A 15,116-nucleotide genomic window follows, 5' to 3' on the forward strand; every position below is an offset into this window, starting at 1 on the left:
GACGCGGTTCCGGACTTACCGCTCAACCTCGACATCTGGGGCAGAAGGGTCGACCGTTTCACTCGGGGCGGCGGGCGGAACATTGACATCGCCCTCGCGAATGTCAGCAGGTGCGACAGCCTCGGTCTCGTCTTGCGGTCCTGGTGCTGTCGCCGATTCCTCAAAGATCCAGTAGAGGATCACACCCACGCCGATGGCGCAGATGATGGCCATGCCGATCAGCGGAGTGCGGTGGCGGCGCTTCTGCTTGTCAAGATCTGCGTCTGGTGGGGTCATGTCATGCCTCATTCAGTGGATCGGTCGGACTCGTCAGGGCCGAAGAGTTCAGCCGGGCGTGTTGCACAATCCCCGCCGCGGTTTTCACCTTGTCCTGATCCATCACACAGCCCGGCCTGTGGCGTCCCTCGGTTGTGGACATCAACGATTTGAACGGCATATGGTTCCCGCGTCGATGGTCGCGTGCAAGCGATCCCCGATATCGGCTGCTGTCGTCTAGGAGACCTGTCACGCCTCGGGCAGAGTGCGCGGGCCCGCTGGTCATCCCGGTTTCGGCGTCGATCATTCGGCGATCAAACGTCCTCCAATCTTTCGACCTGTGCGACCTCAGTTGGCGGCGGACCAAACAGTTGGGCTGACAAGGCAATCAATTCGGGATCAAACAGGGCGCAATAGCCTGGATCATTGATGTAATGCCGCCAGCGATCCTGTGTCTCCATCGCAGCCGCGGAGCCGTCGAAACGCATGCCATCGAACGAGCTGCCGCCACAGGTTGCGGGAACGCGATCGGCCCCGGCATCGGTGAATGACAGCCCAAGACGATGCGCGACAGCGGCCCTGTATGCGGGATCGCACGCCCAGTCATTATAGCGGATGACACACACCTCGCCGCGTAAACCCTGCCCTGTCTGGTTCAGCGCAACACGCGCATGTTGTTTCCACATCCGTCTTTCGATATGCGGCGCCATGGACCGACCAGCGCGCCGACGGCTGGCAAAAAGATTGAACGGATCGCGCAGAACGATCACTGAAATCCTCCTCCGGGAGGGACCCAGCCAAACGTCATGGTCCGCCTCAAGCCGGGCGCTGAACGCGTGACGCAGCCAACTGTCTTCATAGCTGTGGAGCAGCAGATTTTTCACGCAATGCCGCCCGTCCCTTCCCGCGACATGAAGTCCGGCCGCGCTCTCACGCCAGCCGCTGGATCCGTCGTCCATGGGGCGGCAGGAGAGGTAAGGATTGGTTTTTCCTTCGCAGCAGTTCAGCAGCAGCTTTGGCCCTCGCGACTGAAGCCAGATCCAGTCGGCAATGGCATGGTTGCCACTTCGGGACATGCCCAGTACCTGGATTTCGAGATTGTTCATTTTCTACATTCACTCCGTTCGTGCCGCCGATCGACCCGGTGTCGGCGTGAGCGATCGGAGCGACAACAAGCCGCTGGCCGTGTTGTGTTCCAGACAATTTGGACGGATGAGCGCCCCGCCGTTTTCCAGAATTTGGTTCGCGACCGACACTACATCACATGAAACGGGCCGTTCAAGGCGCAGGGCCGGAGATCCACCTGACATCCCAATAGGGCGAGGCATGGTTCAGTCCCATCAGAAACCGAAACTGTGCCGTCATGAGACGTCATCCGTCGTCCACAAGCATGTAACCGACGCCGCGGATGGTCTTGATCCTATTCGTGCCGCTGCCATCCGTGAACAACTTGCGCCGCAACCGGCTGATCAATCCGTCGACCGAGCGATCATATGAGGCCCAGTCAGGCCCTCTTACGTTGTCCATGATCTGGTCGCGGGAAAATACGCGATTGGGACGTGCAGCGAGGACACATAGAACGTCGAATTCAAGAGTCGTAAGTTCGATTTCCTGACCGGAATTGTTGCGGACGATGCGGGATTCATATGAAATCGTGAGCCCATGAAAGATTCTCACAGTGTTGGTTGTGGCTCTGGGCGTATCTTCGATCGGCTGGCGCGCGGCCAGAACACGACGCAAGACCGCCTTCGCTCTCGCCCTCAGCTCCCTGATCCCGAAAGGCTTTACGATGTAGTCATCGGCCCCGAGCTCGAGCCCGAGGACCCGGTCGATCTCATCTCCGCGTCCCGTCAGGATGATGACACCGGCATCGGACACTTTCTTGATCCAGCGAGCGACCTCGAGTCCGTTGCCGTCCGGAAGGCCCAGGTCGATGAATGCCAGATCAGCGCTATGTTGCTCAAATTCTTCCTTGAAAGACTGCAAGGTGTGGCAACATACGACGTCAAAGCCTTCCTCGCGGAGCGCTCTGTCCAGGATCCGCGTTATTTCCAACTCGTCATCGACGACGATTGCCAAATGGGTCATCAAGGCCTTTCTGAAAACATCTTAGGCACAAGTTTACATCCTATTGTTGTATAATGCGGGCGACAAGAGCAACGCCAAATGCGCATTTGACGATTTTAAGACAACTTCGGGTGGAAACCACGCTACGACCTTCGCCCGCTGATCCCGCTCGGACACGCCGTTTACGGAGAATCGACCGCAACAGACAGCCCGTCACCAACGGCGGCCACTTCACCGTTCTCGGGTACTGCCCTGCGGGCATGCGCATGGTCATTCTTTGGACACGAATAAGCCAAGCTTCTTGGGTCATCTGACGAGTGTAAACCATCGTGTGTTCTCCCATCAAAACTGGATCCACAACTGGAGACTTGAACCGTGCAAGAACGACATAATACAACCAGCAGCGAAGCCTCGGGAGCAGTCTGCGACGATATAATCGCCAGCGTTCTGCGTCGATTGTCACTGGTCGATACCCCGCCCGAGCCCGGCTTCAACCGGTTCACCCGCCTTGCCTGCCATGTCACGCAGGCACGCATAGCGCTTGTCTCCTTCGTTCAGGAAAGCGCAGACCGGCAGTATTTCAAAGCTACAAAAGGTCTGCCAGCAGGCTTGCGCGAAACATCACTGGACCACTCGTTCTGCAAGCTTGTGACGCGAACGCGCGAGATGCTGGTCGTGTCCGATGCGCGGCTGGATGATCGCGTGAAGGATAATCCGATCATTGAGGAAATGGGGCTGATTGCGTATCTCGGCGCGCCGGTCTTCGGTCCTCGCGGAGAGTCGCTTGGGTCACTTTGCGCATTGGATCGAGTGCCGCGCAACTGGAGCAAGAACCAGCAGCGCGCCATGACCGACCTCGCGGCCTGCGTCAGTGATCATATCATGCTGCGTCAGAGGCATTGACGATGATACCGACCTTTGGTGATTTTTATGAACCCGCCCCTGTCCTGATGACGTGATATGGGAAGTGGCGGGTTTCCTCCGTACCCCGCCCTGGCGCGGATGCCGTCACTTCGCGGGCGGTCAAACACATCGCAACTTCGGGCACGACGTGTAGTTGCACGATTACACAGTCTGAATAGATCAGCCAAAGAATTGCACAAACTTGAATGCGCGGTGCAAACCCCGGTCAAATCCATGGCCTAAACATGTCCTGACTGAAATCAGACATTGGGGGTTAAAATGAACACCGTTTTAATGCTGGATCATAGCTTCAAGCTGTCCTGCAAGATCGCTGACGCCTTGTTCAGAAATAATACCAACGTGTTCCGTGTGGCATCGCAGGAACAATGTGCGGTTGAGGCCAATCGGCTTAGACCAATGGGAATCGTTGTCGCACTTTCAAGCAAAGGCAACGATCAGGAAACGTTCCTGGACACGCTGATTCGGAGCGGGAAGGTGCCGGTGGTCGCCGTCTCTGAAAGTCACAACGAGTCTGAAGAGCTCGCGGCGCTGGAAATGGGCGTTGCTGCGTTTCTTGACGGTAGTGCCAGCTGCGAGCTGATCGCGGCCCGGATATCGCATGCGTTGAAGCTTGATGCGGCCCAAAACAGCGGCCGGACCGAGTTCCAGGAACGGCGTGTACTGAAACACGATCACCTCGAACTGGATCTCGATGCCCATACGGCAAAGTGGCGGGACCAGGAGATGGAGGTGACGTGCAAGGAAATGGCGCTTCTGGTCGCGTTGATCAGGCACCCTGGAGTGGTGAAAAGCCGGAACAGTCTTATTGATGAGGCATATGCGGAGAATATCCACGTCGATGAGCGTACAATCGACAGCCACATGAAACGGATCCGCGCAAAGTTGCGTGAGCTGGACCCAGATTTTGACGGGATTCAGTCGGTATACGGCATTGGGTATCGCTTTCGAGTTCATCAGAAAAACGCAATGGATGCGGCCAAATCTGCGATCATGAAGCCTCATCCGATCTCGATTCGTCATGACTCGACACGGTCCAGGGATGTCGCCTATGCTACGCTTGCCTGCGCGGGCTGACACGTTCCTGATAGCAAAGCCGCGTGGCCGATCATGAAAAGGCGACTTGCCGGAGCCTTGTCAACCGGCTGCGGCTTTGCTGATGGTACCGAAACGCTTGCGGCTACGACGGCCTGCCCGATAACGCGACCCGACTGGAACCAAGCCCACGCGTTAATGTAGCGCAGGGCTGTACGCCTCGGAGCGGCGTTGCGCACCAGGACGGATCGGTCGGTTGTCGCGGGAGGACAGTCTGTCGGTGCGGTGAATGGCGGTTGCCGCACGCGTGATTAGGCTGCAAGATGCCGTGACGTTGTCGACGGGACATTGTGCATGATTTTTTTCGAAGCCAGCCCGGATCCGATGTGGGTATTCGACCACGAGACGCTGCATATTCTCGAGGTCAATGACGCCGCTCTAGAGAGGTACGGCTATACCCGGCCGGAATTCCTGAACATGAGCATCAAGGATCTGCGTCCCGAGGAGGATGTTCCGGCGGTTCATGAAATGGCGCGGCGGCGTGTCTCTGGATTGCAGCATTTGGGCGTCTGGCGTCACCTGACCCGCGACGGCACCCTGCTGCATGTCGATGTCCGGGTGTGTCCGATCGAATGGCAGGGCCGTGCCGCAAGGCTGGGGCAGTTTCGCGATGTGACGGCGCAGGTCGCGTTCAAGGCAGAGCGCGCGCGCCACAAGGCGGATGTGGCGCGACAGGTTGCGGCGGCAGAGCAGGCCAAGGCGCATTTCGCGGCGATGGCCGCCGCCCTGCCCGGCCGTCAGGTGCTGCTCGAACCCGACGGCGATCATGTCCGCATCGCCAGCGATGCCTTCACCGCCTTCGTGTCAGGTGGACAGGGGGCCGTCACCGGGCGTGCCCTGTTCGATCTTCTGCCACCGGGCAGGTCGCCGCAGGCGCGTGACGGTATCGCTTCGTTGCGCGGGCTGTTGGATCATGTGCGCAACACCATGGAGAAGCAGGACGCGCGCGGGATCACGCTCGTGCAAGGGCAAGCCGAAGAGGGCGCGGTGGTCGATGCGACCGCGATCCCCGTGCGCGATGCCAAAGGGGCGTTGTCAGCGATCATCCTACGTCTCGACGCGGCCGAAGCATCGCAAGACAGGTCGCCAGGATTTGCATCGTCGCTGCAAACCGAGGCTGGCCTGCTCCGACAGGAACTTCGGGCAGCATGGGCACAAATCGACGAACTGACGGCGCGCAAGCGCGCGGCCGAGCGGCTTCTCAATATCGGTTGGTGGGAGATCGACCCCGAGTCCGAGGCGCTGACATGGTCCGAGAACGTTTACCGCATCCACGACATGGAACCGGCCGGCCCGACCCCGGATATGGCCGAGATCATGGCGCGCGTTCACCCCGAGGATCGCGAAATAATGCAGGAAAACCTCGCGGCATGGCGGGCCGGCGAGATAGAGACATTTCGGTTTGCCCACCGGGTCATGTCGCCGCGCGGCGAAACCAAGTATCTGCGCGGCTACGGCGAGGCCGTCCGGACCGATACGGGCGAGAAACTGGTCGGCGTGGTCCAGGACGTGACAGCGATGATCGCTGCCTCTGAAGATATGCGCCGGTCCGGCGAGCTGTTGCGGATGGCTGGCCGGGTGGCCGGGTTCGGCGGCTGGCAGGTCGATCTCGCCGCCGGGATGTGCGAATGGTCACCGGAAGTTGCGCAGATCCATGACAGCCCCGGCACACGGCAGGTCAGTCTTGATCAGGCCATTGCCTTTTATGCCGATGACCCCTCTCGCACCAATATCCGCACGGTATTCGACCGCTGCGCAAATGAGGGAGTTTCGTTCGACGAGATCGTCGACATCATCAGCGCGCGCGGCCAGCATGTCATCGCCCGGGCCACCGGCCAACCGGTTTACAATGCCGAAGGACAGATCGTGGTGGTGGAAGGCGCGTTTCAGGACATCACCCGGTTCGAGAAGATGCGGCGCGAGGCCGAGGAAACCTCGGAGCTTCTGTCCAGCCTGCTGGAGCAGATGAACGACGGGTTTTACGTGATCGACAGCGAGTGGCGGTTCATTTTCGTCAACGCCTTCGCCTGCGACATGCTGCGCAAGACGCATGACGAACTGCGTGGACAATCGATCTGGGAAGCATTTCCCGAGACGAAAGATACCGAGTTTCAGCACGCCTGCGAGCGGGCGGTCGAGACCGGAGAGCCGCAAAACCTGGAGTATTTCTATCCACCCCTTGACGCCTGGTTCCGAATCCGGCTCTACCCGGTGGGCCAACGGCTGATCGGCTATTTCCGTGACATAACCGAGGAACGCGCTGGCACAGACCGTCTGCGCCTGCTCGAGGCGGCGGTCGCACAGCAAGGAGACGTCCTGGTCATCACCGAGGCCGATATCGAGCCGCCGGACGGGCCGCGTATCGTCTATGTCAACGACGCGTTCGAACGTGTGACGGGCTATACGGCCGAGGAAACGATTGGTCAGACCCCCCGGATCCAGCAGGGGCCGGGGACCAACCGTGCGACGCGGGCCCGGATCCGCTCCGCACTCGAACACGGTGAGGAGGTAGAGACTGAAATCCTGAATTACCGCAAGGATGGCACGGCATTCTGGAAGGATCTCAGCATTCGCCCTCTTCATGATGCAGAGGGGCAGATCACCCACTGGATCGCCGTCTATCGCGATATCACGCAGCGCAAGTCGATACAGAATGATTTGCGCAAGAGCGAGGAACGGTTTCGCCTGATTTCCAACGCCGGCAGCACCGCCATCTGGGACTGGGACATCGCCGAGGATCGGATCTGGTGGAGTGACGGATTGGTCAAGACCTTTGGCCATGCGCCGACGCCGCTTCAGAAACCGAAGTGGCTCTGGCGCAAGGCCCTGCACCCTGATGATGCCAAGCGCGTCAGAGCCGCCAACAAGGCATTCCTGGCCGGCAAGACCAATGATCGCAACCTGGAATACCGGGTCCGCCGTGCCGACGGGTCATGGGCTCTGGTACTCGACCGGGCGATTCTCATACGTGACAGGGGCGGGGCCCCGAGGCGTATGCTGGGCAGCCTCACCGACATCACTGAAACACGCCAGCTCGAGGATCAGCTACGGCATTCGCAAAAACTCGAATCCGTCGGACAGCTTACCGGCGGACTTGCCCATGATTTCAACAATCTGCTGACAATCGTCATCGGCAATGCCGAGCTTTTGCAGGACCATTTTGACGACGCCAGCAGCGAGCGCGAAATGGCCGATGCGATCCTTCATGCTGCAGAGCGCGGTGCCGAACTGACCGACCGGATGCTTTCGTTTGCACGGCGTCAGCCATTGGCACCCAAGGTGATCGACCTGAACCGAAAGCTGATGGATATGGAGGGTTTCCTGCGGCGCACGCTTGCCGCCGAGATCGACCTCAAGGTCATACCCGACGCGGAGCCTGGCACGGCCGAGATTGATCCCCACCAGTTCGACAATGCTCTGCTCAACCTCTGCCTGAATGCCCGTGACGCGATGCCAAAAGGTGGTCGGCTGACGCTGGAGACGGCGAATACCACGATAGATGAAACCTACGCTGCGCGTGATGTCGAACTCGAACCCGGTGAATACGTCATGATATCGGTGTCCGATACCGGTATGGGCATGGATGCCGAGACACGGGCCCGCGCGTTTGAGCCGTTCCTGACCACCAAGGCCACCGGCAAGGGCAGCGGTCTGGGTCTGAGCATGGTCTGGGGCTTCGTCAAACAGTCGGGCGGTCATGTCTCGCTTTATTCCGAACCTGGCGAAGGCACCACCGTTCGCCTCTACTTCGCCCGCTCAGGAGCGAAGGTTGAATCGGAGAGCGCCGATATGCCCGATACGAGCATCAAGGGTGGCACCGAGCATATCCTGCTCGTCGAGGACGATGCCGCTTTGCGCGCACATGGGCGCGATACGATTCTGGCCCTGGGCTACAGGGTTACCGAGGCCGCGAACGGACCCGATGCGCTCGCGGCCCTGCGCGCCGCCCCCGACGTGGCCTTGCTGTTCACAGACGTGATGATGCCGGGCGGCATGAACGGGCGGGAGCTCTATGAACACGCACGCGCCGAACGCCCTGACCTCAAGGTGCTTTACACCTCAGGCTACACCCGCAATGCCATTGTTCACCACGGTCGGCTCGATCCCGGTGTGATGCTGCTGAGCAAGCCGTGGCGGCGCAACGATCTTGCCTTGCGGATCCGCGCCGCGCTCGACAGCTCGGGAATGTAATCGGGTGCAAGCTTTCGCCAGAGGCCTGAGATTTTCGCTGCCGCTCTGAAATCGACGCGCGAGGGCCGACGGTCAGTTCGCCCGCGCGCTACCTGCGCCAGCATCATTTGCCCGAGAGATCGCGCGCGCCCCGAGCCACCCGCCAGACCAGTCTCCCAACCAGCACCGGATCGCTCCCGCGCACGCCGCATGCGTGGTGAGCCGCGACGTTCTGACATCTGACCGCGCACGCCCGGTTCGGGACCGTCGGGCAATGTGGCGAGATTGAGGCGAGCAGGTGGCTCGATTGCACAATCTAAAGATGTAACTGCACATGGGCAAAGTTTTAGCACGCAATTCCAAGCGCCCGACCTAAGCCGACAACACCCGTGGGCGAGGGTCTCCGAACAGAACAGTCATCCGTTTTGATTCAGGAGCCGAGCGCCGCCATGACCTGTATATATGACCAGACAGACGAGAATTCAGCTACAATTGTAACAGAGGAAATGTTCGGCCTTAATGCCCTGACAACGGTTGAGGCCACGGATGACGTCCTGATGCACGACAGATACCGTGAACTCGAGGTTACGAACCTGCGCTTTCCGGGAGGGTCTGTAACGGAATGGTACTTCGACATATCAGACGCCCTGGGTGGCAGCCACGACAATTCCTTTGGGTCTTACCAGGGCAACGAGCGCCCGTTGACCACATTTACCGCGTTCATCGAGCTTGCCGCCGAGCTGGATGCAAGCGCCACGCTTGTCGTTCCGACGATGAATGGGTTTACGCAAACCGCGGGCGAAGCGCTTGCAGCGGGGAATTACGGTCAACGGGTGATCAGCGCGGACTATCTCGCGGATGTGGAAGAGTTCATCGGCGTGGCGACCGGTATCGCGCAGGCGCATGGCGTGGACATCACGGCAATCGAGATCGGAAACGAATTCTGGGCGTCAGGCCAGATGGCCGCCGCTGAATACGGCAAGCTGGCCGCCGCAATGTCCCATGTGATCGCAACGACCCTGGCAGATCTTGACGCGGCACCGGAAGATCAACCCGACATCGTTGTGCAGACGACAAGTTCGGCGGGGTTCATGTCGCCACGGAGCGAAAAGACGGTTTATGTCGATACCGTCACAAGTTTCATCTATCTCGCATCCGATCTGGCCAATCTTGATGACGATGTGGCGGCCCGGTTGAACGAAGTTGTCATACCCGCCCAAGGCAATGCGCGCGTGCAGGCACGCGATATCATCGCATCCTTCGAGCAGGCGCATGTGCTGGTTGAAAGCGCGCAAGGCGACCTGTCCGAGTTTGATATCCCGGGGGTCGCAAACGCGATCGACGGGGTCGTGGATCATTACTACGTGGATGGTGGGTTCGATGTTGTGAACACCGGCGAACAATATGGCTTCAATCAGCTCGAGCTATGGAATGCTGAATTGCACGCGCGCGACACGGCGCTTCCCGATCTCGATTATTACATAACGGAATGGAACACGCGCAAGAACGGCATCCTAGACGAAGCGAACAATCGCGGCCTGCAGCAGGTCTCCATGAATATCGAGATCTTTTATGAAATGGTCACCCATGATGTGACCGCTGCGCATTTCTGGCCCGCAATCTTCAACCTGAGCAATTCCGGAACGCTGGTGCACAATACCGCCGAGTCACTGACTCTGGCGGGAGAAGGTTTTTCCCTTATGAGTTCGTCCCTGGTCGGTCTTACACCGGTGCTGGATTTCAAGGTATCGGGTGAGTATGCGATCCATGGCTATGGAGATGAAGACACGCGTGTTCTTCTTTTCTCGGAGCGAAGCGGTTCCGAAAACGTGCTCGAAATGAATCTGACGGATGTGACCGACCTGGACACGGCATATTACCGCGTGTCCTGGACCGAACTCTGGGACGGTGGGGTCGGCGGTACCGACGGAGCAGCACAACCGGTCATAAGTCATACCCAGCTGTCCGATGTCATGACGATCCAGGATTTCGATGATTTCCTTCTGACCATGCAGGCCTGGTCGGTCGTGAAGATGGAAATCGAGGGCTTCGATATCCTCGAAGTTGGCGACACCGTTTCGGATGGCGACGGGAGGGCAGGACGGACCGTCGTCGGAGACGATGCCGGTGCTCTCTTGCGGGGCGGGCCGGGCGATGACGTTATAATTGGCGGCACCGGAAACAACACCATAAGCGGATATGAAGGAGACGACTCGATCTCAGGAGGATCGACAAATGACATGCTCAAGGGCGGCTGGGGCGATGATACGCTCAGGGGGAATGAAGGGGATGACATTCTCAAGGGAGATTGGGGAAATGACGTTCTGATCGGCGGCAGCGGGACTGATACGCTCGTTGGTGGAACGGGCTCTGACCGGTTTGTGATCGGTCCGGTGAACGGATCAAGAAATACCATTATGGACTTCGAATTCGGGATTGACCTGATTGATCTCTCGCAGGCTCCCGCAGGCTCTTTCGCAGACCTCTCGATCCTGTGGTCAGATAACCGCATTCGCATTGAGGACGAATATGGAACCGTTCTGTTTTTGGAGGGTATGTCGGAGAGCAGTGTCGACCATTTCGCGGCCACGGATTTCATCTTCCAGGGTCAGAATTCGATCGTGTCCATTGCCAATGCAACCTCTGTGGCGCCAGTGGGCCTTGACGCGAATGACAATGACGACATGCGTGGCGGTTCCGGTCCGGATCTCCTGCGAGGCGACGCGGGCCATAACCTGCTGGCTGGTCTGCAGGGCTTCGACACACTCAATGGTGGTGCCGGCAATGACACGTTGCAGGGCAATCTCGGCAATGATGTCATGTCGGGCGGCGCGGATGACGACCTGCTGATCGGCGGCATCGGCTCGGATGTGATGAGCGGGGATGGCGGCAATGACCTCTTGCAGGGTCAGGGCGGGTTCGACACACTGAATGGCGGTGACGGGGCCGATACGCTGCAGGGCAACAACAGCAACGATCTGCTCAATGGCGGCGCGGGCGATGACCTGCTCGAGGGCGGCTTTGCCAATGACGTGCTCAATGGCGAGGCGGGCAACGACACGCTGGAGGGCGGCAACGGGTTCGACCTGCTCAATGGCGGCGACGGCGACGACCGGCTCGAGGGCAACGCGGGCAGCGACACGCTCGATGGCGGCGCGGGCACTGATGTGCTGCGCGGCGGGCTCGGGGCGGATACCTTCGTGTTCCGGCTCGGTTCGGGCAATGACCGGATCGTGGATTTCGGCAATGTGGATGCGGTCGCGCTCGAGGCGGCGCTCCTGGGCGGCGGCAACCCCGACGCGGAGGATCTGCGCGATATCTCCAGCCTCGACGCCGACGGCTTCCTGCTGCTCGATTTCGGGGGTGGCGACACGCTCACCTTCACCGGCCTCACCAATACCGGCGCAATCCTTGACGATGTGAGCTTTATCTGAGCCACAGCACAGGCAGGGCTGACGGCGGCGAAGCCGACCCGCAGGATATCCATTAGGCGTCTTGCCTGCCAAGCGGGACGGACTCGCGGGTGACCGGCTTTTCACCCGGTTTCAAAATATCAACGCCAAGTACAGACGCATCGACATTCAATCATGCTTCAAACTTCGCGCAGCCCTTAATTGAGTTCAGCCTCAACCTGTGTGACGGCGCCGCAGCATTCGCAACACAGTGCAAGACAGCCCACCCAAATACCGGAGAATAGGATACCCCCGCAGCAGCGGCGGTATCCTTGGGCGTGTCAGCAGATCGTGTCGCGTTTTTCTGGCGCGTTGGCATTTGGGATCACTGCGGTGCGCGTTGCGTCGCAGAACCCGAAGCCCGAACGCCTTTCCAGGGAACATTTGGCGGCTTGAGAGGTTTGCGCGTTCCAACAAAGGAGAACCTGGAATGAACGAAAACCCACCTCGCGATCCGACACATCGGGACCCCGCAAAGACCGGATTGGCCCTCGCCATAGCGGCCGGGGTTCTGGCGACGGGCACTGTTGCACTATGGGGAGCTCACAGGCGCAGCGGAGGCCGCGTTCCTGGTGTGGCAGACAGCGCGCCGGGTCGCACCAGCCGTCAAACATGGTTCAAAGACATGGCCGTCATCGGGCGCAGCGTCACAATCAGTCGGCCCCGAAGCGAAGTTTACGCCTTTTGGCGGGACTTTTCCAATCTGCCCGCCTTCATGGAAAACATCCACTCGGTGGATGTGCAGGATGATGTGACAGTCTGGTCCATCCGTGCCCCGCTCGGAGCCAGCGTTGAAATCAAGACAAGCATCGTCGCGGACAAGCCGGATGAGCAGATTGCCTGGCGCTCGGTTGACGGCTCGGACGTCAAGACAGAGGGCAAGGTGATGTTTCGGGACGCCCCCGGCGGGCGCGGCACTGTCGTCGAGGCGATCATCGCCTATCACCCTCCGGCCGGTGAAGCTGGCCGTCTGATTGCCAAGCTGTTTCAGACCGAGCCACGGATCCAGACCCGCCGCGACCTGAAACGATTCAAGATGCTGATGGAAACCGGCGAGGTGTCCACGGCGCACAACCGCAAAGCCGAACTGGGAGGCACAGATGCGCGCACTGACCTATCACGGAACCCATGATGTCCGCGTCGACACGGTTCCCGATCCCGAAATCGTCAACTCGCGTGATGCGATCATCGAAGTCACTTCGACCGCGATTTGCGGATCGGATCTGCATCTTTATGATGGGGTGATCCCCGGCGTGCTGAACGGCGATATCCTGGGACACGAATTCATGGGACGGGTTGTCGAGACCGGACGCGACAGCACGTTGCAAAAGGGACAAAGGGTGGTCGTGCCATTCACGATCTCCTGCGGCGCATGCTTCCATTGTCTCAAGCAACAGTTTTCGGCCTGCGACAACTCAAATCCGGCCGAGAAACAGGACCTGACCGAGCCTTTGTACGGGCAGGCCATGTCGGGGCTCTTCGGGTATTCGCATCTGACCGGCGGGTATCCCGGCGGACAGGCCGAATATGTGCGCGTGCCCTATTCGGATGTGGGGCCGATCGTCATCCCTGAAGACCTGGACGATCACGAGGTCCTGTTTCTATCGGATATCCTGCCGACGGGCTGGATGGCGGCGGAAAACTGCGACATCGAAGAAGGTGACACCGTTGCCGTCTGGGGCTGCGGGCCGGTCGGGTTGTTTGCCGCGCAAAGCGCATTGCTGATGGGGGCACATCAGGTGATCGCGATTGATCACTATCCCCACAGGCTCGAGCTTGCCCGGCAAATCGGAGCAAAGGTCATCGACTACCGCCAGACGCATGTTCTCGAGGCGTTGCGTGAAATGACCGGCGGCATCGGGCCAGACGCTGTCATTGACGCAGTCGGGATGGAAAGCCACGGCTTCTCGCCCGACAACATTATGGACGCCATTAAGCAGAAGGTCGGTGTGGGGGCGGATCGTGCGCATGCACTGCGGCAGGCGTTGATGGCATGCCGCAAGGGCGGGCGCGTTTCGGTACCGGGCGTTTATGGTGGCTTCGCCGACAAGTTTCCTTTGGGCGCATTCATGGAAAAGGGTCTGCAATGGCGCTCCGGGCAAACCCACGTCCAGCGCTACATCTCGGATCTGCTGCGCCGAATCCAGGAAAACGAGATCGACACCACCTTTCTGATCTCGCATGTACTGCCGCTGGAAGACGCGCCGCAAGGTTACAGGAATTTCCGCAACAGACAGGATGAGTGGACCAAGGTGGTGCTCAAGCCGGGCATGTAGGCGGCGGCATCTGTCCAAGCGGTGCCGTCATGGGCAGGTGTAACCAGTCATCTGCCTTCGGAACAGGATTGCGCGGTCCTTGTTGAACCAGGAAAGGTGCGGCAACGGGGGCAAAAAGTGGCGCAGGTGGATCAAACCGAACGGAAAGCCAAATCTGTCAATGGCGTTCTCAAGGGCCTTGGCCGCGGCTTTGGAGGCGCATTGATCTTTGCGCTCCCCTTGTTCATGACAATGGAAATGTGGTGGCTGGGCTTCTACATTGACCGCAGCCGCCTTGTCCTTTTGCTGGTCGTGAACATTCCGCTTCTGACGGTCTTGTCCCGCCATGCCGGGTTTGAAAAAACCAGGCGCTGGTACGAGGATCTGCGCGACGCCGGAATCGCCTTTGGCATCGGAATCGTCGCCTGCGCCGCGATCCTGACGGTGCTAGCCATTATCCGGGGCGGCATGACCGCAGACGAGATTGTCGGCAAGATCGCCATTCAGAGTGTCCCGGCAAGTATCGGTGCGCTTCTGGGCTCATCGCAGTTGGGTGCCCATTCGATTGACACGGAAGAACATTCCGAAAGCCAATCATACCTGAGTGAGCTGTTCGTGATGGGTATCGGGGCGCTGTTCCTGTGTCTGAACGTTGCACCGACGGAGGAGATGGTGCAGATCTCATACAAGATGACCGAGTGGAATGCCGTCGTCCTGATCTGTCTGTCCATCGTTGTGATGCACGCATTCACTTATGCGCTGGAGTTCACCGGAACAGTGCCGATGCCGGAAAGCGGTCCGATGGGAGAGGTGGTCCTGCTTTTTCGACCAGCTTGCAGCCCGGTTAAGGTGGATCAGGGTTTCCTATCAGGCTGCCATTCTTATGGGTTCGGTTTTGCTG

10 protein-coding genes are annotated in these 15,116 nt (G+C 59.4%); 7 read left to right on the plus strand and 3 right to left on the minus strand.

Annotated features, from left to right (window positions below; translation table 11 throughout):
* Nucleotides 1-15: 15 nt before the first annotated feature.
* The 3 genes from ACSSV4_RS18870 to ACSSV4_RS18880 form a co-directional block, all read right to left on the minus strand.
* Nucleotides 16-276 (minus strand): hypothetical protein, encoded by a 261-nt coding sequence (locus ACSSV4_RS18870; RefSeq protein ID WP_454276649.1) that lies wholly within the window; start codon nt 274-276, stop codon nt 16-18.
* A 293-nt stretch (nt 277-569) separates the two neighbouring features.
* Nucleotides 570-1,361 carry a hypothetical protein gene (locus tag ACSSV4_RS18875; protein ID WP_454276650.1) on the minus strand — a complete coding sequence of 264 codons (792 nt, stop codon included), beginning with the start codon at nt 1,359-1,361 and terminating at the stop codon, nt 570-572.
* Nucleotides 1,362-1,626: 265 nt separating this feature from the next.
* Entirely contained in the window at nt 1,627-2,343 is a 717-nt protein-coding gene (locus ACSSV4_RS18880) for a response regulator transcription factor (protein WP_454276651.1), read from the minus strand.
* 354 nt (nt 2,344-2,697) lie between these two features.
* On the opposite strand from ACSSV4_RS18880, the gene ACSSV4_RS18885 reads away from it, so the two are divergent.
* The 7 genes from ACSSV4_RS18885 to ACSSV4_RS18915 form a co-directional block, all read left to right on the plus strand.
* Nucleotides 2,698-3,225: a GAF domain-containing protein gene (locus tag ACSSV4_RS18885; protein ID WP_454276652.1), complete on the plus strand. Its 528-nt coding sequence runs from the start codon at nt 2,698-2,700 to the stop codon at nt 3,223-3,225.
* Between the two features lie 279 nt (nt 3,226-3,504).
* Nucleotides 3,505-4,320: a winged helix-turn-helix domain-containing protein gene (locus tag ACSSV4_RS18890; protein WP_454276653.1), complete on the plus strand. Its 816-nt coding sequence runs from the start codon at nt 3,505-3,507 to the stop codon at nt 4,318-4,320.
* 312 nt (nt 4,321-4,632) lie between these two features.
* Nucleotides 4,633-8,529, plus strand: a complete 3,897-nt coding sequence (locus ACSSV4_RS18895) for a PAS domain S-box protein (RefSeq protein WP_454276654.1) — start codon at nt 4,633-4,635, stop codon at nt 8,527-8,529.
* 536 nt (nt 8,530-9,065) lie between these two features.
* Nucleotides 9,066-11,942, plus strand: coding sequence for a calcium-binding protein (locus ACSSV4_RS18900; protein WP_454276655.1), 2,877 nt, complete (start codon nt 9,066-9,068; stop codon nt 11,940-11,942).
* Between the two features lie 448 nt (nt 11,943-12,390).
* The gene (locus ACSSV4_RS18905) at nt 12,391-13,092 is read left to right on the plus strand and encodes an SRPBCC family protein (protein ID WP_454276656.1); all 702 of its coding nucleotides are present in this window, start codon (nt 12,391-12,393) and stop codon (nt 13,090-13,092) included.
* A complete protein-coding gene (locus ACSSV4_RS18910) occupies nt 13,061-14,236 on the plus strand; it encodes a zinc-dependent alcohol dehydrogenase (protein ID WP_454276657.1) in 1,176 nt (391 codons plus the stop codon). Before ACSSV4_RS18905 ends, ACSSV4_RS18910 begins: the two co-directional genes overlap by 32 nt.
* Nucleotides 14,237-14,353: 117 nt before the next feature.
* A partial coding sequence (locus ACSSV4_RS18915; protein WP_454276658.1) for a TIGR02587 family membrane protein occupies nt 14,354-15,116 on the plus strand: 763 nt, incomplete at its 3' end.

It is taken from the genome of Roseovarius sp. MBR-154 (assembly GCF_053628595.1).

Bases quoted from the DNA above. Each gene is read 5' to 3' on its own strand.
- ACSSV4_RS18870 (WP_454276649.1), bottom strand. From the start codon at position 276: ATGACCCCACCAGACGCAGATCTTGACAAGCAGAAGCGCCGCCACCGC.
- ACSSV4_RS18875 (WP_454276650.1), bottom strand. From the start codon at position 1,361: ATGAACAATCTCGAAATCCAGGTACTGGGCATGTCCCGAAGTGGCAAC.
- ACSSV4_RS18880 (WP_454276651.1), bottom strand. From the start codon at position 2,343: ATGACCCATTTGGCAATCGTCGTCGATGACGAGTTGGAAATAACGCGG.
- ACSSV4_RS18890 (WP_454276653.1), top strand. From the start codon at position 3,505: ATGAACACCGTTTTAATGCTGGATCATAGCTTCAAGCTGTCCTGCAAG.
- ACSSV4_RS18895 (WP_454276654.1), top strand. From the start codon at position 4,633: ATGATTTTTTTCGAAGCCAGCCCGGATCCGATGTGGGTATTCGACCAC.
- ACSSV4_RS18900 (WP_454276655.1), top strand. From the start codon at position 9,066: ATGCACGACAGATACCGTGAACTCGAGGTTACGAACCTGCGCTTTCCG.
- ACSSV4_RS18905 (WP_454276656.1), top strand. From the start codon at position 12,391: ATGAACGAAAACCCACCTCGCGATCCGACACATCGGGACCCCGCAAAG.
- ACSSV4_RS18910 (WP_454276657.1), top strand. From the start codon at position 13,061: ATGCGCGCACTGACCTATCACGGAACCCATGATGTCCGCGTCGACACG.